Annotated in this window: 18 protein-coding genes; 8 read left to right on the forward strand and 10 right to left on the reverse strand. The window is 55.3% G+C overall.

All coding sequences use genetic code 11. The features are described from left to right. The first annotated feature begins 58 nt into the window (after nucleotides 1-58). Nucleotides 59-460, forward strand: a complete 402-nt coding sequence (gene mutT, locus FQK12_RS24525) for an 8-oxo-dGTP diphosphatase MutT (protein ID WP_014227925.1) — start codon at nucleotides 59-61, stop codon at nucleotides 458-460. A 56-nt stretch (nucleotides 461-516) separates the two neighbouring features. On the opposite strand, the gene yacG is transcribed toward mutT, so the two are convergent. The 3 genes from yacG to coaE are packed head-to-tail and all read right to left on the reverse strand — an operon-like array spanning nucleotide 517 to nucleotide 2,084. Then, nucleotides 517-711, reverse strand: coding sequence for a DNA gyrase inhibitor YacG (gene yacG, locus FQK12_RS24530; protein ID WP_014227926.1), 195 nt, complete (start codon nucleotides 709-711; stop codon nucleotides 517-519). 9 nt (nucleotides 712-720) lie between these two features. Next, nucleotides 721-1,464, reverse strand: a complete 744-nt coding sequence (zapD, locus tag FQK12_RS24535; protein ID WP_014227927.1) for a cell division protein ZapD — start codon at nucleotides 1,462-1,464, stop codon at nucleotides 721-723. After that, nucleotides 1,464-2,084 carry a dephospho-CoA kinase gene (gene coaE / locus FQK12_RS24540; RefSeq protein ID WP_004098610.1) on the reverse strand — a complete coding sequence of 207 codons (621 nt, stop codon included), beginning with the start codon at nucleotides 2,082-2,084 and terminating at the stop codon, nucleotides 1,464-1,466. Before coaE ends, zapD begins: the two co-directional genes overlap by 1 nt. A 348-nt stretch (nucleotides 2,085-2,432) precedes the next feature. Between coaE and FQK12_RS24545 the strand changes: the two genes are divergently transcribed. Next, complete coding sequence (locus FQK12_RS24545; protein WP_009654638.1) at nucleotides 2,433-3,476, forward strand: GMP reductase; 1,044 nt, start codon at nucleotides 2,433-2,435, stop codon at nucleotides 3,474-3,476. A gap of 29 nt (nucleotides 3,477-3,505) precedes the next feature. Here the strand turns inward: FQK12_RS24545 and hofC are convergent, their stop codons facing one another. The 4 genes from hofC to nadC all read right to left on the reverse strand — a co-directional run bounded on the left by hofC (nucleotide 3,506) and on the right by nadC (nucleotide 7,604). Beyond that, complete coding sequence (hofC, locus tag FQK12_RS24550) at nucleotides 3,506-4,711, reverse strand: protein transport protein HofC (protein ID WP_014227928.1); 1,206 nt, start codon at nucleotides 4,709-4,711, stop codon at nucleotides 3,506-3,508. Further along, the gene (gene gspE / locus FQK12_RS24555) at nucleotides 4,701-6,086 is read right to left on the reverse strand and encodes a type II secretion system protein GspE (protein WP_014227929.1); all 1,386 of its coding nucleotides are present in this window, start codon (nucleotides 6,084-6,086) and stop codon (nucleotides 4,701-4,703) included. Before gspE ends, hofC begins: the two co-directional genes overlap by 11 nt. A 10-nt stretch (nucleotides 6,087-6,096) precedes the next feature. Continuing rightward, on the reverse strand, nucleotides 6,097-6,528 hold the full coding sequence (gene ppdD / locus FQK12_RS24560) for a prepilin peptidase-dependent pilin (protein ID WP_014227930.1): 432 nt from the start codon (nucleotides 6,526-6,528) through the stop codon (nucleotides 6,097-6,099). A gap of 182 nt (nucleotides 6,529-6,710) precedes the next feature. Then, a complete protein-coding gene (gene nadC / locus FQK12_RS24565; protein WP_014227931.1) occupies nucleotides 6,711-7,604 on the reverse strand; it encodes a carboxylating nicotinate-nucleotide diphosphorylase in 894 nt (297 codons plus the stop codon). 200 nt (nucleotides 7,605-7,804) lie between these two features. Between nadC and ampD the strand changes: the two genes are divergently transcribed. Together ampD and ampE are read left to right on the forward strand one after the other, a co-directional pair. Beyond that, the gene (ampD, locus tag FQK12_RS24570; protein ID WP_014227932.1) at nucleotides 7,805-8,356 is read left to right on the forward strand and encodes a 1,6-anhydro-N-acetylmuramyl-L-alanine amidase AmpD; all 552 of its coding nucleotides are present in this window, start codon (nucleotides 7,805-7,807) and stop codon (nucleotides 8,354-8,356) included. Nucleotides 8,357-8,365: 9 nt separating this feature from the next. After that, nucleotides 8,366-9,220, forward strand: a complete 855-nt coding sequence (gene ampE, locus FQK12_RS24575) for a beta-lactamase regulator AmpE (RefSeq protein WP_014227933.1) — start codon at nucleotides 8,366-8,368, stop codon at nucleotides 9,218-9,220. Nucleotides 9,221-9,250: 30 nt separating this feature from the next. On the opposite strand, the gene FQK12_RS24580 is transcribed toward ampE, so the two are convergent. From FQK12_RS24580 to aroP, 3 genes are all read right to left on the reverse strand, one after another. Next, on the reverse strand, nucleotides 9,251-10,201 hold the full coding sequence (locus tag FQK12_RS24580) for a family 43 glycosylhydrolase (protein ID WP_014227934.1): 951 nt from the start codon (nucleotides 10,199-10,201) through the stop codon (nucleotides 9,251-9,253). Further along, on the reverse strand, nucleotides 10,201-11,607 hold the full coding sequence (locus FQK12_RS24585) for a glycoside-pentoside-hexuronide (GPH):cation symporter (protein WP_014227935.1): 1,407 nt from the start codon (nucleotides 11,605-11,607) through the stop codon (nucleotides 10,201-10,203). The genes FQK12_RS24580 and FQK12_RS24585 overlap by 1 nt, the downstream gene beginning before the upstream one ends. A gap of 176 nt (nucleotides 11,608-11,783) precedes the next feature. Then, entirely contained in the window at nucleotides 11,784-13,154 is a 1,371-nt protein-coding gene (aroP, locus tag FQK12_RS24590) for an aromatic amino acid transporter AroP (RefSeq protein WP_086544283.1), read from the reverse strand. 652 nt (nucleotides 13,155-13,806) lie between these two features. Between aroP and pdhR the strand changes: the two genes are divergently transcribed. The 4 genes from pdhR (at nucleotide 13,807) to lpdA (ending at nucleotide 21,027) form a co-directional block, all read left to right on the forward strand. Further along, a complete protein-coding gene (pdhR, locus tag FQK12_RS24600) occupies nucleotides 13,807-14,586 on the forward strand; it encodes a pyruvate dehydrogenase complex transcriptional repressor PdhR (RefSeq protein ID WP_004098632.1) in 780 nt (259 codons plus the stop codon). Between the two features lie 241 nt (nucleotides 14,587-14,827). Continuing rightward, entirely contained in the window at nucleotides 14,828-17,491 is a 2,664-nt protein-coding gene (gene aceE, locus FQK12_RS24605) for a pyruvate dehydrogenase (acetyl-transferring), homodimeric type (protein ID WP_004098634.1), read from the forward strand. Between the two features lie 14 nt (nucleotides 17,492-17,505). After that, the gene (gene aceF / locus FQK12_RS24610) at nucleotides 17,506-19,395 is read left to right on the forward strand and encodes a pyruvate dehydrogenase complex dihydrolipoyllysine-residue acetyltransferase (protein WP_014227937.1); all 1,890 of its coding nucleotides are present in this window, start codon (nucleotides 17,506-17,508) and stop codon (nucleotides 19,393-19,395) included. Between the two features lie 207 nt (nucleotides 19,396-19,602). After that, nucleotides 19,603-21,027 (forward strand): dihydrolipoyl dehydrogenase, encoded by a 1,425-nt coding sequence (lpdA, locus tag FQK12_RS24615; protein WP_004098637.1) that lies wholly within the window; start codon nucleotides 19,603-19,605, stop codon nucleotides 21,025-21,027. Nucleotides 21,028-21,210: the final 183 nt, after the last annotated feature.

A 21,210-nucleotide genomic window follows, 5' to 3' on the forward strand; every position in this document is an offset into this window, starting at 1 on the left:
TTTACAATATTGAATACCAGGGCGCAGATATCTGCGCCTTTTTTATGGAATGAAGACAATGAAAACGCTGCAAATTTCAGTGGGTATTATCCGTAATTCGCAAGGGGAGATTTTTATCACTCAGCGGGCCGCCGATGCGCATATGGCGAACAAGCTTGAATTCCCGGGCGGTAAAATTGAAGAGGGCGAGTCGTCCGAACAGGCCTTAGTGCGCGAACTGCAGGAAGAGGTCGGCATTACAGCTAAAGCTTACAGCCTGTTTGATAAGCTGGAGTACCAGTTTCCCGATCGCCATATCACGCTGTGGTTCTGGCTGGTGAACAGCTGGGAAGGCGAGCCGTGGGGGAAAGAAGGGCAGCCGGGACGCTGGATGGCGCAGAGCGCGCTCGTTGCTGAGGATTTCCCGCCGGCAAACGAACCCGTCATTACGAAGTTAATTCAAGGTTCTCAGATCGGGTAGGGTGCGCCTGCATCCGGCAAATCAGGGCGGGCCTGCACATGCCCGCCCGAAATCCGTTACTCTTTTTCTTCGCTCCAGCCGTCGCTATCTGACAGATCGCTGCTGCTCGGGATACGTTTCTCTTCCGCTGCCCATTCGCCTAAATCGATAAGCTGACAGCGTTTGGAGCAGAACGGGCGATGCCGGCTCTGCTCATTCCAGACCACAATTTTGCCGCAGGTTGGGCAGTTGACGGTTATCTCTTCTGACATATTGACTCCTTAACAGCAGGCCAGTTCAAAATCAAAACGCTCCGGCACGATGCCGTGCTCGCTGTCCAGCGGCATAAAGCGGATGGCAAAGCGGCTCTTGTGGCCTGATATTTGGGGGTAGAGCTGGCTGGCAAGATCCAACCGCAGACGCAGCAGATCGGCATCTTCGCCGTTGTCCTGATAAAAACCGTTCAGGCTGGTCTGCTTACGGAAGGGGGCCGAGTTACGGATGAGATCGAGAATGAGCATCAGCGATTGCGTCAGCGGTTCCAGGCTGGCCAGCCACTTACCGACCTGCTCATCGCGATATTCCTGCGGCATATGCAGCCAGATGTGCAGCGTCGGAAGATCGAAGCTACAGCAGCCGCCCGGGATACTCAGGCGTTGGCGTACCAGGGCGATCAGGCGATCCTCTCGCAGGTACTGGCCGATACGCGGCGCCGACATTAACGTACTGCCTGATTGCTTCAGCTGCTGACGCAGTTCGTTGATACGATCCTGATCAACCCCAGGGACTTCCGCCCAGGATTGCAGCTTCCTCTGCTGGCGATCCAGCTCTTTCATCAGATCGGTACGTACTTCACCGCGTTCAAAAACATCTAAAAGGTCGCCGATATTGCGGAAAAAATGCAGCGCATCCGCATGGCTGGTAATGGCGGGATGTACGGTCAGCTGCTGAAGCAAAAACTCAATACGCAGCCAGGTGCGCATTTTTTCATTAAGCGGATGTTCAAATAGAACAGGGGTAGACATTACGGTTTTTCCTGTGAGGCGGCCTGCGCTGCCAGCTGTTGATACTTTGCATGCAGGCGGGCGACAGCTGATGCGATGGCATCAGGTGAACCCATATTTTCAATAACATCATCCGCAACGGCAAGGCGCTGCTCGCGCGTTGCCTGAGCGGCAAGAATATGTTCCGCATGTTGCCGACTGACCCGATCGCGAAGCATCGTGCGCGCTATCTGCGTCTCTTTCGGCACATCGACAACAAGGACCCGATCGGCTTTGGCGGACAAACGGTTTTCGACCAGTAAAGGTACAACCCAGAGAATATAAGACGAGGTGGCAAGCTGCATCTGACGACGCGTTTCCTGCTGAATTTGCGGGTGCAGCAGCGCGTTTAGCCAGTTCTTATCCTCTGCATGAGCGAAAATATGTTCACGCAGAGCGCGACGGTTAAGGGTGCCATCTTTGTTCAGGATCTGCGGACCGAAGCGTTGAGCAATTGCGTTTAGCCCCGGGGTGCCGGGCTCGACCACCTGGCGCGCGATAATGTCAGCATCAATAACGTTAACCCCGAGGTGTGAGAATGCGTCGGCTACGGTACTTTTACCGCTACCGATGCCGCCTGTTAACGCTACCGTGTATGTCATACACCTCAATCCTGAAACTGACTACATGCACATTTTTCAATAACAGAGCCGTGATTTACGACGCGACGACGCCACTGCGATAGTGGCTTTATCGACGTGATATCAACCAATAAATGGCTGTCACCACGTACCCTGGTTCTTTTTGCGCATGTAAATCAAATGGTTAAAAATGATACGCCTGCGATGGGATATCGCAAATTCGCTTTTGGCTGTTCACCAGGTAAATTTATACGATTGTAGCGTAAAAAAAGTGAAAATCGCAGTCTTGCGCGGCCATGATTCGTGCGTATGATAACGTCACTGGAGTTGTGCTCTCACAATAATGCAATTAACCCCAGGAATTCGCACATGCGTATTGAAGAAGATTTGAAGCTTGGTTTTAAAGACGTTCTTATCCGCCCGAAACGTTCTACCCTCAAAAGCCGTTCTGACGTACAGCTGGAACGTGAATTCACTTTCAAACATTCTGGCCAGACCTGGTCTGGTGTGCCGATCATTGCTGCTAACATGGACACCGTTGGCACGTTTGCCATGGCTAAAGCCCTGGCTTCATTTGGCGTTTTGACCGCCGTACATAAGCATTACAGCGTTGAACAGTGGCAGGCGTTTGTTCAGAGCGTATCGGCAGATGTCGTGCAGCACGTCATGGTCTCTACCGGCACCTCCGATGCGGATTTTGAGAAAACAAAACAGATTCTGATCCAAAATCCGCAGCTTAGCTTTGTGTGCATTGACGTGGCGAATGGCTATTCAGAGCACTTCGTGCAGTTTGTCGCGAAAGCCCGCGAAGCCTGGCCGCAGAAAACCATTATTGCGGGCAACGTTGTGACCGGCGAAATGTGCGAAGAGCTGATTCTTTCGGGGGCTGATATCGTTAAGGTGGGTATCGGTCCGGGCTCCGTATGTACAACTCGCGTGAAAACCGGCGTCGGCTATCCGCAGCTTTCCGCAGTGATTGAGTGTGCCGATGCGGCGCACGGCCTGGGCGGGCAGATTATCAGCGACGGCGGATGTACTATGCCGGGCGATGTGGCTAAAGCCTTCGGCGGCGGCGCGGATTTCGTGATGCTTGGCGGTATGCTGGCCGGTCACGAAGAGAGCGGCGGTACCGTGGTTGAAGAAAACGGCGAAAAATTCATGCTGTTCTACGGCATGAGCTCGGAGTCGGCGATGACCCGTCACGTTGGCGGCGTAGCCCAGTACCGTGCGGCTGAAGGCAAAACCGTTAAGCTGCCTCTGCGCGGCCCGGTTGAAAACACCGCGCGCGATATTCTTGGCGGCCTGCGTTCCGCATGCACCTACGTAGGTGCTTCACGGCTGAAAGAACTGACTAAACGCACGACTTTTATTCGCGTACAGGAACAAGAGAACCGCGTGTTCAACAGCCTGTAATGCCGTTCGCTGGCGCGTTTGCGCCAGCGTTATCCCCCCATTCCGCTAATGGCGTCGCCCAGATGAAAAATGGGTAAATACATCGCCACCACCAGCACGCCGACAATCGTTCCGGTCACTACCAACATCATCGGTTCCAGCAAGGTCGCCAGATTATCTGCCTGCTGATGCGTCTGCTCACTATGGTGACGAGCCAGATTTTCCAGCATGGTATCCAGCGAACCCGAGGCTTCACCGGTACGGATCAGTTGTAGGCAAAGCGGCGTGAAGCCTCCGCCGTTGGCGAGCGCCTGCCAGATGGGATCGCCGTGGGTAATTTGCCGGCAAACCTGCTGGAGCCTCTGCCGCCATAGCGGGCAGCTCAGGGTTTCCTCCACGCTTTGCAGGCCTTGCAGAAAGCTGATTCCGGCGCTTTGCGTCAATGCGAGTACGGTAAAAATCTGGCTAAGCCGCTGGCCGCATAGCAGTTTGCCAAACACCGGCAGCGTATGGAGCAGCTTCTGACGGTACAGCAGCCAGCCTGGCCGCTGGCAAATCAGCCGGTTGAGTATTGCAGGTAAAATACCCAGGGCAGCGAGCAGTGGCCAACAGCGAGTTAACCCTTCGCCAATGCTTATTACCGCGCGGGTCAGCCACGGCAGCGGGGTGTTGAAGGTTTGATATATAGCGGCGAACTCCGGTAAGACAAAGCACAGCATTCCCATCACCACCAGCAGCGCCAGGGATAAGATAATCAACGGGTAGCGCAGCGCTTTTTTCACTTTTTCGGTGAGGAGCAGCTGCTCTCGCTGCTGCCTGGCCAACTGAGCGCAGCAAAGTTCCAGTTTACCGGTAAGTTCACCGGTGCGAATCATGGCCAGATAGAGCGGAGGGAACGCCTCAGGCCATTTTTCCAGGGAGCCTGAAAGCGAAATGCCCTGCGCCAGATCCTCCGCCAGGGTTTGCAGCAGCGCCTGCCATTGCGCATTGGGCTGCTGCTGCGCCAGCAGTTCCAGCCCCTCGGCCAGGGGGAGACCGGCCTGAAGAAGCGCGGCCAGCTGGCGGATGATTTCGCCACTGTAGCGCGGATGCCAGAGGGCGCTTTGCACGCTACAGCGGCGCAGCGTCAGCGGGATAATTCGCTGCCGCTGCAGAGCCTGCAATGCCTCAGTGCGATTATCCTGCCAGAGCGTTCCCTGGCAGGGAATGCCCTGGAGAGAGAGACCGCGCCAGCGCCACAGTCGTTTAGTCGCCATGCGGTATCCCCAACACGCGAACGACCTCTTCCAGACTTGTCATCCCACGTTCGACGGCCAGACAGCCGCTCTCAAACAGCGTCATCATGCCGGATTCGCGCGCCAGGGACTCGATCTCTCCGGCGCTAAGACCCTGAGTAATCGCCTGCCGTAACGCGGTGGTGACGGGGAGCAGCTCAAATAGCGCCAGGCGACCGTAGTAGCCGTGATAGCAGTGCTGGCAGCCCGGAGCCTGCCAGCGAGGAAGCGCCCGCGGCCACAGGCTGTGTGGAACATCGGCCGAACTGCCGGTTTCCCGGCGGCAGTGCGGGCACAGTTTCCGTACCAGGCGTTGAGCAACCACCAGAGAAAGCGCGGATGAGATCATCCAGCGCGCAACGCCCATCTGCTGCAGGCGAACCAGCGTTTCACTGGTTGAATTGGTGTGCAGCGTTGAGAGAACCAGGTGCCCGGTTTGCGCTGCTTTTATCGCAATTTCAGCGGTTTCTGCATCGCGTATCTCCCCGACCATCACGATATCGGGATCCTGGCGTAGCAGGGCGCGCAGTACGCTGTGAAAGGTTAAGCCCGCCCGCGGATTAATCTGCGTCTGATTCATCCCCACGATGGGGATCTCCAGCGGATCTTCAACGCTGCATATATTGACCTCGTCGCGATTCCGCGCCTGCAGCGCACTATACAAAGTGACGGTTTTCCCACTTCCCGTCGGGCCGGTGACCAGCATCAGCCCCTGAGGTTGGTTAAGCGCCGAGCGAAAGGCGGCAAGCTGCTGAGACGATAGCCCCAGCGCTTCGAGGTCCAGCGCTTGTTCGACCTGGTGTAATAAGCGAAGGACGATTTTTTCCCCGCCGCGGCAGGGAAGCGTGGCGATCCGAAACGAGATCGGGCGGTCTGCGAGCGTGAGGGTAAACTGACCGTCCTGCGGTACCCGGTGTTCAGCGATATCCAGATTGCTGAGCACTTTAAGTCGGGCGGTGATGGGGGCGGCGAGTTCCGGCGCAAGCGGCGCAAGAGAATGGAGTACGCCATCTACCCTCAGGCGAATTCTCAGGCGATCGTCACCGGGTTCAATATGAATATCCGATGCGCGCTGGCGCAGGGCCTGTTCCAGAAGGCTATTTACCTGTTCAACGATGCTGGCCGAGGCTTCAACAGGCGGGGTGAGGGTTGATATTCCCGGCGTCTGCAGCCGCTTGTCCATCTGGTCCTGGCTCCAGCACTCGATATCAATCCTTTTCTGCGTCGCGAAACGTAACGCTTCCAGCAGCTCCGGGGCGGGGGCGTCAACCACGGCGATAGCGATGGTGTGTTCATTGCTATCGAGCAGTAAGGCCTGATAGCGCTGGCAAAGAGGTATCAATTGTTCAGTTTTCATTGCCGCGCCCTCAGTTAAAACGGAACACGTCTTCACAGGCCTGCTTGAGTGCGCTATCGCCGGTAATGTTGCACACTCGCTGCCAGCCGGTGATGCCGTTAGCGTTATCCCAGGTCGGCGTCAGCGTGACGCTTAAGCCATTAAGGCTTTCCTGCCCGGTGAGCGTGACAACGCCTGTGGCGACGGTCATAGCCGAAACGTAGCGGGTTGTGGCGGGCGAGGGAATACCGTTGCTGCCGCCATCGCAGGTGGTTAATCCGCCGTGCTCCAGCGCGCACAGCTCAATGGCGGTGCGGAACGGGACGAAGGTTTGCAGCATATCGGTAAGCGCCGCTTTTCGCAGATAGTTCTGATAAGCCGGAATGCCGATTGCGCTGAGAATGGCGATGATCCCAATGACCACCATAAGTTCGATGAGGGTAAAGCCGCGTTGTTTGTCCATAAGTTGCTCCTTGTTATCTTCGGGAGCACTTTGCCGGGGTTTGTTTAGCGATACGAGCGGCAGATCGCGCCTGGAGAAGCACGCTTCCAGGCTTTTTTTGCGGGTTGCATTGAGGGATTATTAGCGTGCGAGCCGGCTCGCAAAAGTGCGCCCCGGCATCAACGACGAACCGGGGCAGGGGATTAGCGGAAGCGCATAGAGAGATCGAGAGCGCGGACGTGCTTGGTCAACGCGCCAACGGAGATGTAATCGACGCCGGTTTCAGCAAATTCTCGAATAGTCTCGAATGTGACGTTGCCGGAGACTTCCAGCGCCGCCTGGCCGTTGGTGTGTTTGACCGCTTCGCGCATCAGGTCGGTAGTGAAGTTGTCGAGCATAATGATGTCAGCGCCGGCTTTCAGCGCTTCATCCAGCTCTTCAAGGGTTTCGACTTCCACCTCAACCGGCACATCCGGGTGCAGCCAGAACGCTTTTTCAACCGCCTGCCGTACCGAGCCGGAAGCGATAATATGGTTCTCTTTAATCAGAAAGGCATCGGAGAGGCCCAGGCGATGATTGGCCCCGCCGCCGCACAGGACCGCATATTTCAGCGCCGTGCGCAGGCCCGGCAGCGTTTTGCGCGTATCGAGCAGCTGAGTTTTGGTGCCTGCCAGCAGGTCGACATAGCGGCGGACTTCGCTGGCCACCCCGGAGAGCGTCTGCACGAAATTGAGTGCGGTACGTTCGCCGGTGAGCAGGATCCGCGAAGGGCCTTCCAGCTCGAATAGCGGCTGATTGGCTTTTACCGCGTCGCCATCGGCAACGTGCCAGGTGAAGTTAACGTCGTCGCCCGCAAGCTGAATAAAGACTTCTTCTACCCAGCGTTTACCGCAAAACACGCCATCTTCACGGGTGATGACGACGGCATGCGAGCGCGCATCCTGCGGCAATAATTGCGCGCTAATATCGTTGTTGGCATCCACTTCACCGCCTAAATCTTCCCGCAGGGATTGAGCGACGGCATCGGTAATATCAAGATTAATACGCTCCAGCAACGCGTCACGGCGGCGGTCGGGATTGTAGCGACGAGGCGTCATGATAAAGCTCCAGATAGATAAGATTCAGAAGTGGGAAACATGCTAACCTGAACAACGTTTCTGTACCACATCCGCGTCCTTTCGCCGGCGGCGCCAGCGTGAAGTTATAGCGTTAGCCAACCGAGCAAGCGTGGGTATGATGCCGGGGATTGTTTGGTCACGGTGCCGCGAATGCATAAGCTAGTAAAAGGAGACTCAACATGCAGTTGAACGGGGGATGGCTGGAAGAGGCGCGTCGGGTTCCTTCGCCGCACCACGATAGCCGCCCGGATAATGAAACCCCCTCTTTGCTGGTGGTGCATAATATAAGCCTGCCGCCCGGCGAATTTGGCGGGCCATGGATTGATGCCCTGTTCACCGGTACGCTCGATCCGAATGCGCACCCTTTTTTTGCTGAAATCGCGCATCTTCGCGTTTCGGCACACTGTCTGATTCGCCGCGACGGTGAAATCGTGCAGTATGTGCCTTTCGACCAGCGCGCCTGGCACGCGGGGGTTTCCAGCTATCACGGGCGCGAGCGCTGTAATGATTTTTCGATAGGCATTGAGCTGGAAGGGACCGACGAGCTGGCTTATACCGACGCGCAGTATCAGCAGCTGGTTGCCGTTACCCGTCAGCTTATCTCGCGCTATCCGGCGATAGCTGACAATATCACCGGCCATAGCGATATTGCGCCAGTGCGTAAAACGGATCCCGGCCCGGCTTTTGACTGGGTCAAATTTCGCGGTCTGTTAACCCCGTCGTCAGAATAAGGAGATGCCATGACGTTGTTCACTACGCTGTTAGTCCTCATTGCCGAGCGTTTGTTTAAGCTGGGCGAGCACTGGCAGCTCGATCACCGGCTGGAAGTGCTGTTTCGCCGGGTAAAGCATTATTCCCTGCTCACCACCCTACTGATGACGGTCGCGGCGGCGGCGGTCGTGTTTATTATTCAGCGCCTGCTGCAGGGGCAGCTGTTTAACATTCCTCTGCTGGTGTTCTGGATCCTGCTGGGCCTGCTGTGCATCGGCGCGGGCAAAGTCCGTCTGCACTATCACGCCTACCTGAAGGCGGCGGCGCGCGATGATAGCCGCGCCTGCGACGCCATGGCCAGCGAGCTCACCCTGATCCACGGCGTGCCGCCCGGCTGCGACCAGCGTGAATATCTGAGCGAGCTGCAAAACGCGCTGCTGTGGATTAACTACCGCTACTATCTCGCTCCGCTGTTCTGGTTCGTTGTCGGCGGGCCGTGGGGACCGTTAACCCTGATTGCCTACTGTACGCTGCGGGCCTGGCAGACCTGGCTGGCGCGTTATCAGACGCCGCGTCATCGCTTACAGTCGGGTATTGACGGCATTCTGCACGTGGTCGACTGGGTTCCGGTACGTCTGGTCGGCGTGGTGTACGCGCTGGTTGGGCACGGGGAAAAGGCTTTGCCTGCGTGGTTTGCCTCGCTGGGCGACCTCCACTCTTCGCAGTATCAGGTGCTGACGCGCCTGGCGCAGTATTCGCTGGCGCGCGAGCCGCATGTGGATAAAGTGGCGACGCCGAAGGCGGCGGTCTCCATGGCGAAAAAAACATCGCTGGTGGTGGTGGTGATTATGGCGCTGCTGACGATTTACGGTACGCTGATTTAAGCACCTGCCCGCTGGGGGCAGGTTCCGCTTTTAATCCGTATCTGCTGCCGGGATGCCAAAATCAGGCATCCCGTTTTCGTCCCAGCGGACAAGCTTCAGGCGGGTATGGCGATTCGGATCGTACAGCGGGTCGCCTTCGATTTCGGTGTAGTTGCGCGCGTGGTACACCAGCACATCTTCTCCCTCCGGCGTTTGCGTAAAGCTATTGTGTCCGGGCCCATACTGACGATTCTCATAGCTGGTACGGAACACCGGCTGCGGCGCTTTATGCCAGTTTTCCGGCCGCAGCGGGTCGGCGTTAATGTCTATCCACAATAAGCCCATACAGTAGTTTTCGTCGGTGGCGCTGGCGGAGTAGCTGACGAACAGCTTGTCGCCGTGGAACAGGACCGCCGGGCCTTCGTTCACCAGAAAACCCCGGCACTCCCAGTCAAACTCGGGTTGACTCAGCATGACCGGCTGACCTTTTAGCGTCCACGGATTTGCCAGTTCAGCCAGATAGAGGTTGGTATTACCCTTAATTTCCGGATCTTTTTGCGCCCACAGGTACCACCGTTTACCCTGATGGTGGAAGGTGGTGGCATCCAGCGCAAAGGTATCAAGCGGCGTTTTAATCTGGCCTTTTTCCTGCCATTTCCCGGTTAACGGGTCGCTCTCCGCGCATTCGAGCGCGAACATGCGGTGCTGGAACATGCCCAGCGCATCCAGATCGTGGGTGTGGCTGGCGGCAAAGTAGATATACCATTTGCCGTCAATCTCATGCAGCTCCGGGGCCCATATGAGCTGGCTCATCGGGCCGCTGTCCGGTTTACGCCAGACGACCACCGGCTGCGCGTCGCGTAAACCTTCAAGGGTTGCTGAGCGGCGGATTTCCAGACGGTCATACTCCGGCACCGAGGCAATAAAGTAGTAGCTCTCCTGATGGCGCAGAATATACGGGTCCGCGCGTTGTTCAATAAATGGATTCGGCCAGTTTTTCATTACGCTTTCCTTACCTGTTCGCCGGTTTTCAGTTCCTGATAGTCGTTGAGTTCGCTGTAGTTGACCCGGCGTTTCTCGAGGTCGGACTGAATTAGCCGCATAAATTCGCGGTTTACCTTCAGCATACGCACCACCCCCGCGGTAATCAGATAGCCGATGCCGGGGATAACGCTGAATAACAATACGATACCGTTAATCGCGGAGGCGCTTTGCTGCTTCGCACCGGCATCGTAACCGTACCAGGAGAGCAGGAAGCCAACCATCGCGCCGGCGATGGCCAGACCGACCTTCAGGAAGAACAGGTTGCCGGAGAAGCTGATGCCGGTGATGCGTTTGCCGGTCTTCCATTCGCCGTAGTCATCCACGTCGGCCATCAGCGACCAGTGCAGCGGCGAGGGGATCTGATGCAGAATGTTCAGCAGGAAGTAGAGCACCATAATCATCATGGTGGCGTGCGGGTCGAAGAAGTAGAAGGCGCAGGAGAAAATCGCCAGCACGATGTTGGTCCAGAAAAACACCTGCAGTTTGCACCAGCGGTCGGTCAGGACTTTAGCCAGCATACTGCCGATCATCATTCCGACTACCCCGAGGCTGATAAATAGCGTGGCGAAGTGGGTGCTTTGCTGCATCACCCAGGTGACGTAGTACATGGTGGCGGCCATGCGAATAAAGCCCGGACAAACGTTGCACAGCGTTAGCAGCAGGATGCGAACCCACTGGTCGTTTTTCCAGACGTCTTTCAGATCTTTTTTCAGCTCGTCGTTGGTCTGGACGGCGGGTTTTACGCGTTCACGAACGGTGGCAAAGCAGAACAGGAACATGCACATACCGATAATCGCCAGCACGGTCATCGCCATCTGATAGCCTTTGGCTTTATCCTCACCGCCGAACCAGTCCGCCATCGGCAGCAGCGTCAGGGAGAGCAGGAGCGTGGCGATACCGACCATCACGAAGCGATAGGACTGGCAGGCCACGCGTTCCTTCGGGTCATTCGTAATCACGCTACCCAAGGAGCAGTAGGGGATGTTGATCGCGGTGTAGGTCAGCGAGAGCAGGAAGTAGGTGACGAAAGCATAGATAACCTTGCTATTGTACGACCACTCCGGGGTGGTAAACATCAGCACGCTGAACAGCGCGTACGGGAAGGCAATCCACAGCAGCCATGGGCGAAAGCGCCCGTATTTACTGCGGGTACGGTCGGCCATCGCCCCCATAATCGGATCGGTGACGGCATCAATAACGCGTACGGAAAGCAGCAAAACGCCCACCAGCGCCGGCGCGAGACCAAAAATATCCGTATAAAAATAGTTAACAAACAACATGATGGCGCCGAATATGATATTGCATCCGGCGTCACCCATCCCGTAGCCTATTTTTTCTTTAACTGAAAGCTTATTGCCATTCATCGCAGCGATCTCCCCGTGGCGGTATGGAGAGAATTATTAGCCGGGTAATGGACTAATGCGTTGCAGGATAGGGTTAACGATATGGATAAATCGGTTATCAGGGGGAAAGTGTGAAGCAGATAACAATGCGCTGTGTCCGCCAGCGGCGGGCGGACACAGGTTGTGGAGATGCAGGATTATGCTTTAATGGCGCTGGCGGTTTTCTGCTTAAACAGGTAGCCGACGCCGAGAACGGCAATCCATACCGGGATAAGGTAGACGGAAATCGCCATGCCAGGGGTCATCAGCATGATCACCAGCACTCCCGCCATAAACAGCAGGCAGATCCAGTTGCCCAGCGGATAAAGCAGCGCCGGGAAGCGGGTGACCACGCCCTGCTGCTGCTTAGCGCGACGGAACTTCATGTGCGCCAGGCTAATCATCGCCCAGTTGATCACCAGGGCTGAAACCACCAGCGCCATCAGCAGACCAAACGCGGATTCCGGCGCGAAGTAGTTAATCAGTACGCACAGCGCGGTGACCACCGCGGAGACGAGGATGGTGTTGACCGGCACGCCGCGTTTATCGACGCTCATCAGCGCTTTTGGCGCGTTCCCCTGCTGGGCCAGACCGAACAGCATCCGGCTGTTGCAGTATACGCAGCTGTTGTAAACGGAGAGCGCCGCGGTTAATACCACGATATTCAGCGCATTCGCGACGAAGGTATCGCCCAGCTCGTGGAAAATCAGGACGAACGGGCTGGTATCGGCGGTTACGCGGCTCCACGGCAGCAGCGAAAGCAGAACGGCCAGCGAGCCCACATAGAAAATCAGGATGCGGTAGATGACCTGGTTGGTGGCCTTCGGAATGCTCTGCTCCGGGTTATCCGCTTCGGCTGCGGTGATACCGACCAGCTCCAGCCCGCCGAAAGAGAACATAATAATCGCCATCATCATTACCAGCCCGGTGAAGCCGTGCGGCAGGAATCCGCCTTGCTCCCACAGGTTGCGTACGGTGGCCTGCGGGCCGCCGTTGCCGCTGAACAGCAGCCAGCCGCCGAACAGGATCATCGCCACGACGGCGACGACTTTGATGATCGCGAACCAGAACTCCATCTCGCCAAACACCTTGACGTTCGTCAGGTTGATGGCGTTGATAGCGATAAAGAAAACGGCCGCAGAAACCCAGGTAGGAATTTCCGGCCACCAGAACTGGACGTATTTCCCGACCGCGGTCAGCTCGGCCATTGCGACCAGCACGTAAAGCACCCAGTAGTTCCAGCCGGAAGCGAAGCCTGCAAAGCCGCCCCAGTATTTGTAGGCAAAATGACTAAATGAACCGGCTACCGGCTCTTCGACGACCATTTCGCCCAGCTGACGCATAATCAGGAAAGCAATAAAACCGGCAATTGCGTAGCCCAGAATAATACCGGGACCCGCGTTTTGGATGACGGATGCGCTACCCAGAAACAAACCGGTACCGATAGCGCCTCCCAGCGCAATAAGCTGAATATGGCGGTTTTTAAGGCCGCGCTTTAGCCGATCGCCATGCTGTTGACCTTCCATCATGAATCCTCGTGTGTGGTTATGGCTATTATGTTTGTCCGCGTCATCCATCAGGTGACTTCTTCGCTGTCCATCCCTGCCTGATAGCATAGTCAGCGAATTTCTACGGAGCCTGCGCCCCGTTTTGCCCCGAGTGATGTAGCGCACATATTGTTGTGTTTGTGTAATTATCAAATTCCGTAGATGTACTTATTTCTTTACGCAAGGCGGAGAGGAAATTCATGAAAAGGCCTTTCGTATCATGGAGAATAGTGATAAGCGCCGCTGAATGCACCTGCTTTATGAAGGGATGATGACGAAGCGAGCAAAAAGACGCCATTTGTAAATCCCACCCCATGCGCCAGTGCCTACCCACTATTTGTCATCCATGCAAATTTATTGAATTTATATTCACTTCATGAGGAGTTGAATCGGTTCAGATAGCGTAATTTTTCGTTTCTATTACGTTAACGCTACCTCTTTGTGAGTAAACACAACATTTGTGCAAGGTTACATTTTTGAAATGTTATTTCTGTAAGGTTGTTAAAACGTGCCGGGTTTAATGATTTCAATCAAAACCTGTATGGACAGAAGGTGAATACTTTGTTACTTTAGCGATACGAACTATGAATTGGTAAGACCAATTGACTCCGGGCTAATGGCAGAGACAGGGAATATGGCCTACAGCAAGATCCGCCAACCAAAACTATCCGATGTGATAGAGCAGCAGCTGGAGTTTTTAATCCTTGAGGGGACGTTGCGCCCCGGTGAAAAACTCCCGCCAGAACGTGAACTGGCAAAACAGTTCGACGTTTCCCGTCCCTCGCTCCGTGAGGCTATTCAACGCCTCGAAGCTAAGGGCTTGTTGCTTCGTCGCCAGGGGGGCGGAACGTTTGTACAAAGCCGCCTGTGGCAGAGCTTCAGCGACCCGCTGGTAGAGCTACTGTCCGACCACCCTGAATCCCAATTTGATCTGCTGGAAACCCGTCACGCGCTTGAAGGCATCGCGGCTTATTACGCGGCGCTGCGCAGCAATGATGAAGACCGCGAACGCATTCGCGAGCTGCATCAGGCCATTGAGCGGGCTCAGCAGTCCGGCGATCTCGACGCCGAATCCGATGCCGTCGTCCAGTATCAAATCGCCGTCACCGAAGCGGCGCACAATGTGGTGCTGCTCCATCTACTACGCTGTATGGAGCCGATGCTGGCCCAGAACGTTCGCCAGAATTTTGAATTGTTGTACGCCCGTCGGGAGATGCTCCCGCAGGTCAGCAATCATCGTACTCGCATTTTTGAGGCGATAATCGCCGGGGAACCGGAGCAGGCGCGTGAAGCGTCGCATCGTCACCTGGCGTTCATTGAGGAAATTTTGCTGGATCGTAGCCGTGAGCAGAGCCGTCGTGAACGCTCACTGCGTCGTTTACAGCAACGAAAAGATGAGAACTCCGGTTCTTAAGCGCCATTTTTAGAGCGCGGCAACTAAACGCAGAACCTGTCTTATTGCACTTTTAGTTGTTCAAAATAATTTTGGGTGTATCGCGGCGGCAAGCGCGCGAATCCCCGGGAGCATAGTGAACTATGTGACTGGGGTGAGGAAGCGAAGCCAACAAAGAGACAGCCAGAAGTATGAAGAACAAAGAGCGCAATGGGACAGGTTCCAGATTAATCAACGATTAGATAGATAAGGAATACCCCCCATGTCAGAACGTTTACCAAATGACGTGGATCCGATCGAAACTCGCGACTGGCTACAGGCGATCGAATCGGTCATCCGTGAAGAAGGTGTTGAGCGCGCTCAGTATCTTATTGACCAACTCCTTTCTGAAGCCCGCAAAGGCGGGGTGAAAGTGGCTGCTGGCGCATCGACCGGCGGTTACGTGAACACTATTGCCGTTGAAGATGAGCCGGAATACCCGGGTAATCTGGATCTGGAACGTCGTATCCGTTCTGCGATCCGCTGGAACGCGATTATGACCGTTCTGCGCGCATCGAAAAAAGATCTCGAACTGGGCGGCCACATGGCTTCCTTCCAGTCTTCCGCAACCTTCTATGAAGTGTGCTTTAACCACTTCTTCCGCGCACGCAACGAGCAGGACGGCGGCGACCTGGTTTACTTCCAGGGCCACATCTCTCCGGGCGTCTACGCGCGTGCTTTCCTGGAAGGTCGTCTGACTGAAGAGCAGATGAACAACTTCCGTCAGGAAGTTCACGGTAAAGGTCTGTCCTCTTATCCGCACCCGAAACTGATGCCGGAATTCTGGCAGTTCCCGACCGTCTCTATGGGTCTGGGCCCAATCGGTGCGATTTATCAGGCTAAGTTCCTGAAGTATCTGGAACACCGCGGCCTGAAAGACACTTCCAAACAAACCGTTTACGCTTTCCTCGGCGACGGCGAGATGGACGAGCCGGAATCCAAAGGCGCGATCACCATCGCGACCCGTGAGAAGCTGGACAACCTGGTCTTCGTTATCAACTGTAACCTGCAGCGCCTTGACGGCCCGGTTACCGGTAATGGCAAGATCATTAACGAACTGGAAGGCATCTTTGGCGGTGCTGGCTGGAACGTTATCAAGGTTATCTGGGGCGGACGCTGGGATGAGCTGCTGCGTAAAGATACCAGCGGTAAACTGATCCAGCTGATGGAAGAGACCGTTGACGGTGACTACCAGACCTTCAAATCCAAAGACGGCGCTTACGTGCGTGAGCACTTCTTCGGTAAATATCCGGAAACCGCAGCGCTGGTTGCCGACTGGACTGACGAGCAGATCTGGGCCCTGAACCGCGGCGGTCACGATCCGAAGAAAGTCTACGCTGCGCTGAAAAAAGCACAGGAAACCAAAGGCAAAGCCACCGTAATCCTCGCCCATACCATTAAAGGTTACGGCATGGGTGACACCGCTGAAGGTAAAAACATCGCTCACCAGGTTAAGAAAATGAACATGGACGGCGTTCGCTACGTCCGCGATCGTTTCAACGTGCCGGTTGCCGATGCTGATATCGAAAAACTGCCGTACGTGACCTTCCCGGAAGGTTCTGAAGAGCACACCTATCTGCACGCCCAGCGTCAGAAACTGCACGGCTATCTGCCGAGCCGTCAGCCAAACTTCGATGAGAAGCTGGAGCTGCCGACCCTGGAAGATTTCGGTCCGCTGCTGGAAGAGCAGAATAAAGAGATCTCTACCACTATCGCGTTCGTTCGTGCCCTGAACGTGATGCTGAAGAACAAATCCATCAAAGACCGCCTCGTGCCGATCATCGCCGATGAAGCGCGTACCTTTGGTATGGAAGGCCTGTTCCGTCAGATTGGTATCTACAGCCCGAACGGTCAGCAGTACACTCCGCAGGACCGTGAGCAGGTTGCTTACTACAAAGAAGACGAGAAAGGCCAGATTCTGCAGGAAGGTATCAACGAACTGGGTGCCGGTGCATCCTGGCTGGCTGCTGCGACCTCCTACAGCACCAACAACCTGCCGATGATCCCGTTCTACATCTACTACTCCATGTTCGGGTTCCAGCGTATCGGTGACCTGTGCTGGCAGGCAGGCGACCAGCAGGCTCGCGGCTTCCTGATCGGCGGGACTTCCGGTCGTACCACGCTGAACGGCGAAGGTCTGCAGCACGAAGATGGCCACAGCCACATTCAGTCTCTGACCATCCCGAACTGTATCTCTTACGATCCGTCTTACGCGTACGAAGTTGCGGTCATCATGCACGATGGTCTGGAGCGTATGTACGGTGAGAAACAAGAGAACGTTTACTACTACATCACCACGCTGAACGAAAACTACCACATGCCGGCAATGCCAGCAGGCGCCGAGGAAGGTATCCGTAAAGGTATCTACAAACTCGAAACCGTTGAAGGTAGCAAAGGTAAAGTTCAGCTGCTGGGCTCCGGTTCTATCCTGCGTCACGTCCGTGAAGCAGCGCAGATCCTGGCCAAAGACTACGGCGTAGGCTCTGACGTTTATAGCGTCACCTCCTTCACCGAACTGGCGCGTGATGGCCAGGATTGTGAACGCTGGAACATGCTGCATCCGCTGGAAACGCCGCGCGTTCCGTACATCGCTCAGGTGATGAACGACGCTCCGGCAGTCGCATCTACTGACTATATGAAACTGTTCGCTGAGCAGGTTCGTACTTACGTACCGGCCGATGATTACCGCGTACTGGGTACCGACGGCTTCGGTCGCTCTGACAGCCGTGAAAACCTGCGTCATCACTTCGAAGTTGACGCTTCCTACGTGGTGGTAGCAGCGCTGGGCGAACTGGCTAAACGTGGCGAAATCGATAAGAAAGTGGTTGCGGAAGCCATCACTAAATTCAACATCGATGCAGATAAAGTTAACCCGCGTCTGGCGTAAGAGGTAAAAGAATAATGGCTATCGAAATCAAAGTACCGGACATCGGGGCTGATGAAGTTGAAATCACCGAGATTCTGGTCAAAGTGGGCGACAAAGTTGAAGCTGAACAGTCGCTGATCACCGTAGAAGGCGACAAAGCCTCTATGGAAGTCCCGTCTCCGCAGGCTGGCGTCGTTAAAGAGATCAAAGTCTCCGTCGGCGACAAAACCGAGACCGGTAAACTGATCATGATTTTCGATTCCGCCGATGGTGCAGCAGCCGCTGCACCTGCGCAGGAAGAGAAGAAAGAAGCCGCTCCGGCCGCCGCAGCACCGGCAGCCGCCAGCGCGAAAGAAGTTCATGTACCGGATATCGGCGGTGATGAAGTTGAAGTCACGGAAATCATGGTAAAAGTGGGCGACACCATCGCCGCTGAACAATCCCTGATCACCGTAGAAGGCGATAAAGCCTCTATGGAAGTGCCGGCGCCGTTCGCCGGTACCGTGAAAGAGATCAAGATTAACACCGGCGACAAAGTGTCCACGGGTTCCCTGATCATGATCTTCGAAGTGGCGGGCGCAGCGCCTGCCGCGGCGCCGGCGAAAGCGGAAGCCGCTCCGGCTGCTGCTGCACCGGCAGCTTCAGGTTCTAAAGAAGTTCACGTGCCGGATATCGGCGGCGATGAAGTTGAAGTGACTGAAGTGATGGTGAAAGTGGGCGATAAAATTGCCGCTGAACAGTCACTGATCACCGTTGAAGGCGACAAAGCTTCCATGGAAGTGCCTGCGCCGTTCGCGGGTACCGTGAAAGAGATCAAAATCAGCACCGGCGACAAAGTCTCCACCGGCTCCCTGATTATGGTCTTCGAAGTGGAAGGCGCCGCGCCTGCCGCAGCTCCGGCTGCCGCGGCTGCCCCAGCACCAGCTGCTGCACCGGCTCAGGCTGCTAAACCAGCTGCACCTGCTGCAAAAGCAGAAGGCAAATCTGAGTTCGCTGAAAACGACGCTTACGTTCACGCTACCCCGCTGATTCGTCGCCTGGCGCGCGAGTTCGGCGTAAACCTGGCGAAAGTGAAAGGAACTGGTCGTAAAGGCCGTATCCTGCGCGAAGACGTTCAGGCCTACGTGAAAGAAGCGGTTAAACGCGCTGAAGCCGCGCCTGCTGCTACCGGTGGTGGTATCCCGGGCATGCTGCCGTGGCCGAAAGTGGACTTCAGCAAGTTTGGTGAAGTGGAAGAAGTTGAACTGGGCCGCATCCAGAAGATCTCTGGTGCTAACCTGAGCCGTAACTGGGTGATGATCCCGCACGTTACGCACTTCGACAAAACCGATATCACCGATCTGGAAGCGTTCCGTAAACAGCAGAATGCCGAAGCTGAGAAGCGTAAGCTGGACGTGAAATTCACTCCGGTGGTCTTCATCATGAAAGCCGTTGCCGCGGCGCTTGAGCAGATGCCGCGCTTCAACAGCTCCCTGTCTGAAGATGCACAGCGTCTGACGCTGAAGAAATACATCAATATCGGTGTGGCGGTTGATACCCCGAATGGTCTGGTTGTTCCGGTCTTCAAAGACGTGAACAAGAAGAGCATTACCGAGCTGTCTCGTGAACTGACCGTGATTTCCAAGAAAGCGCGTGATGGTAAGCTGACCGCTGGCGAAATGCAGGGTGGTTGCTTCACTATCTCCAGCATCGGCGGCCTGGGTACCACCCACTTCGCACCGATTGTGAACGCGCCGGAAGTGGCTATCCTCGGCGTCTCCAAGTCCGCGATGGAGCCGGTATGGAATGGCAAAGAGTTCGTGCCGCGTCTGATGATGCCGATCTCTCTGTCCTTCGACCACCGCGTGATCGACGGTGCTGATGGTGCGCGCTTTATCACCATCATCAACAATATGCTGAGCGACATTCGCCGCCTGGTGATGTAAGCAAAAAGCCGGCCTGACGGCCGGCTTTTTTCTGGTAATCTCTTCTGCGTTTTGAAGTTACCAGCAATAAAGGACAAAATCGTTTGCCGTTTGTTGTTTCAAAATTGTTAACAATTTTGTAAAATGCTTGCGGATAGAACGTCCCGGTGGACATGGGCGTAAAAACAATAGCGTCAGACCCGCCGGATACAAATAACAGAGGTCATGATGAGTACTGAAATCAAAACTCAGGTCGTGGTACTTGGGGCAGGCCCCGCAGGTTATTCTGCTGCCTTCCGTTGCGCTGATTTAGGTCTGGAAACCGTCATCGTAGAACGTTACAGCACCCTCGGCGGTGTTTGCCTGAACGTCGGCTGTATCCCTTCTAAAGCACTGCTGCACGTTGCTAAAGTTATCGAAGAAGCGAAAGCGCTGGCCGAACACGGCATCGTTTTCGGTGAACCGAAAACTGACATTGACAAGATTCGCACCTGGAAAGAAAAAGTCATCACTCAGCTGACCGGCGGTCTGGCTGGCATGGCCAAAGGGCGTAAAGTGAAGGTGGTTAACGGTCTGGGTAAATTTACCGGCGCTAACACCCTGGAAGTGGAAGGCGAAAACGGTAAAACCGTCATCAACTTCGACAACGCTATCATCGCGGCGGGTTCCCGTCCGATCGAACTGCCGTTCATTCCGCATGAAGATCCGCGCGTATGGGACTCCACCGATGCGCTGGAGCTGAAAACCGTACCAAAACGCCTGCTGGTTATGGGCGGCGGTATCATCGGTCTGGAAATGGGTACCGTATACCATGCGCTGGGTTCAGAGATTGACGTGGTTGAAATGTTCGACCAGGTTATCCCGGCTGCCGATAAAGACGTGGTGAAAGTCTTTACCAAGCGCATCAGTAAGAAATTCAACCTGATGCTGGAAACCAAAGTGACCGCCGTTGAAGCGAAAGAAGACGGTATCTACGTTTCCATGGAAGGCAAAAAAGCCCCGGCTGAAGCGCAGCGCTACGACGCCGTGCTGGTAGCTATCGGCCGCGTGCCGAATGGTAAAAACCTCGATGCCGGTAAAGCAGGCGTTGAAGTTGACGAGCGTGGCTTTATCCGCGTTGATAAACAGCTGCGTACCAACGTGCCGCACATCTTCGCTATCGGCGATATCGTCGGTCAGCCGATGCTGGCGCACAAAGGCGTTCACGAAGGCCACGTTGCTGCCGAAGTTATCGCCGGCATGAAGCACTACTTCGACCCGAAAGTTATCCCGTCCATCGCCTATACCGAGCCGGAAGTTGCGTGGGTTGGTCTGACTGAGAAAGAAGCGAAAGAGAAAGGCATCAGCTACGAAACCGCCACCTTCCCGTGGGCTGCTTCTGGCCGCGCCATCGCTTCCGACTGCGCTGACGGTATGACCAAACTGATTTTCGACAAAGAATCTCACCGCGTTATCGGCGGGGCGATTGTCGGCACCAACGGCGGCGAGCTGCTGGGTGAAATCGGTCTGGCGATCGAAATGGGCTGTGACGCTGAAGACATCGCGCTGACCATCCACGCTCACCCGACTCTGCACGAGTCCGTTGGCCTGGCAGCAGAAGTCTTCGAAGGCAGCATCACCGACCTGCCAAACGCGAAAGCGAAGAAAAAGTAAATTTTTCTTTCAGGCAAAATCCAAAAAGCGGCTCAGTGAGCCGCTTTTTTTATCGGTGATGTTTAGAACTGTGTCGCCGTTAATAAAATTGCATATCTTATTAATACTTTAAAAATAGTTACTCAGTAAACTTATAGGTAGTTAACTATATGTGAGGTGTGTGATGAAAAAAGTTTTAACGAC

This window comes from Klebsiella sp. ME-303 (assembly GCF_007910085.1).
In the GTDB taxonomy this organism is placed as follows: Bacteria; Pseudomonadota; Gammaproteobacteria; order Enterobacterales; family Enterobacteriaceae; genus Klebsiella; species Klebsiella michiganensis.

What these genes read in the sequence shown, in the direction of transcription:
- nadC (WP_014227931.1), bottom strand. Translation starts at nt 7,604, where the DNA reads ATGACGCCTCGTCGCTACAATCCCGACCGCCGCCGTGACGCGTTGCTG.
- pdhR (WP_004098632.1), top strand. Translation starts at nt 13,807, where the DNA reads ATGGCCTACAGCAAGATCCGCCAACCAAAACTATCCGATGTGATAGAG.
- ampD (WP_014227932.1), top strand. Translation starts at nt 7,805, where the DNA reads ATGCAGTTGAACGGGGGATGGCTGGAAGAGGCGCGTCGGGTTCCTTCG.
- aceF (WP_014227937.1), top strand. Translation starts at nt 17,506, where the DNA reads ATGGCTATCGAAATCAAAGTACCGGACATCGGGGCTGATGAAGTTGAA.
- ppdD (WP_014227930.1), bottom strand. Translation starts at nt 6,528, where the DNA reads ATGGACAAACAACGCGGCTTTACCCTCATCGAACTTATGGTGGTCATT.
- ampE (WP_014227933.1), top strand. Translation starts at nt 8,366, where the DNA reads ATGACGTTGTTCACTACGCTGTTAGTCCTCATTGCCGAGCGTTTGTTT.
- zapD (WP_014227927.1), bottom strand. Translation starts at nt 1,464, where the DNA reads ATGTCTACCCCTGTTCTATTTGAACATCCGCTTAATGAAAAAATGCGC.
- FQK12_RS24585 (WP_014227935.1), bottom strand. Translation starts at nt 11,607, where the DNA reads ATGAATGGCAATAAGCTTTCAGTTAAAGAAAAAATAGGCTACGGGATG.
- FQK12_RS24545 (WP_009654638.1), top strand. Translation starts at nt 2,433, where the DNA reads ATGCGTATTGAAGAAGATTTGAAGCTTGGTTTTAAAGACGTTCTTATC.
- hofC (WP_014227928.1), bottom strand. Translation starts at nt 4,711, where the DNA reads ATGGCGACTAAACGACTGTGGCGCTGGCGCGGTCTCTCTCTCCAGGGC.
- coaE (WP_004098610.1), bottom strand. Translation starts at nt 2,084, where the DNA reads ATGACATACACGGTAGCGTTAACAGGCGGCATCGGTAGCGGTAAAAGT.
- aceE (WP_004098634.1), top strand. Translation starts at nt 14,828, where the DNA reads ATGTCAGAACGTTTACCAAATGACGTGGATCCGATCGAAACTCGCGAC.
- lpdA (WP_004098637.1), top strand. Translation starts at nt 19,603, where the DNA reads ATGAGTACTGAAATCAAAACTCAGGTCGTGGTACTTGGGGCAGGCCCC.
- gspE (WP_014227929.1), bottom strand. Translation starts at nt 6,086, where the DNA reads ATGAAAACTGAACAATTGATACCTCTTTGCCAGCGCTATCAGGCCTTA.
- mutT (WP_014227925.1), top strand. Translation starts at nt 59, where the DNA reads ATGAAAACGCTGCAAATTTCAGTGGGTATTATCCGTAATTCGCAAGGG.
- aroP (WP_086544283.1), bottom strand. Translation starts at nt 13,154, where the DNA reads ATGATGGAAGGTCAACAGCATGGCGATCGGCTAAAGCGCGGCCTTAAA.
- yacG (WP_014227926.1), bottom strand. Translation starts at nt 711, where the DNA reads ATGTCAGAAGAGATAACCGTCAACTGCCCAACCTGCGGCAAAATTGTG.
- FQK12_RS24580 (WP_014227934.1), bottom strand. Translation starts at nt 10,201, where the DNA reads ATGAAAAACTGGCCGAATCCATTTATTGAACAACGCGCGGACCCGTAT.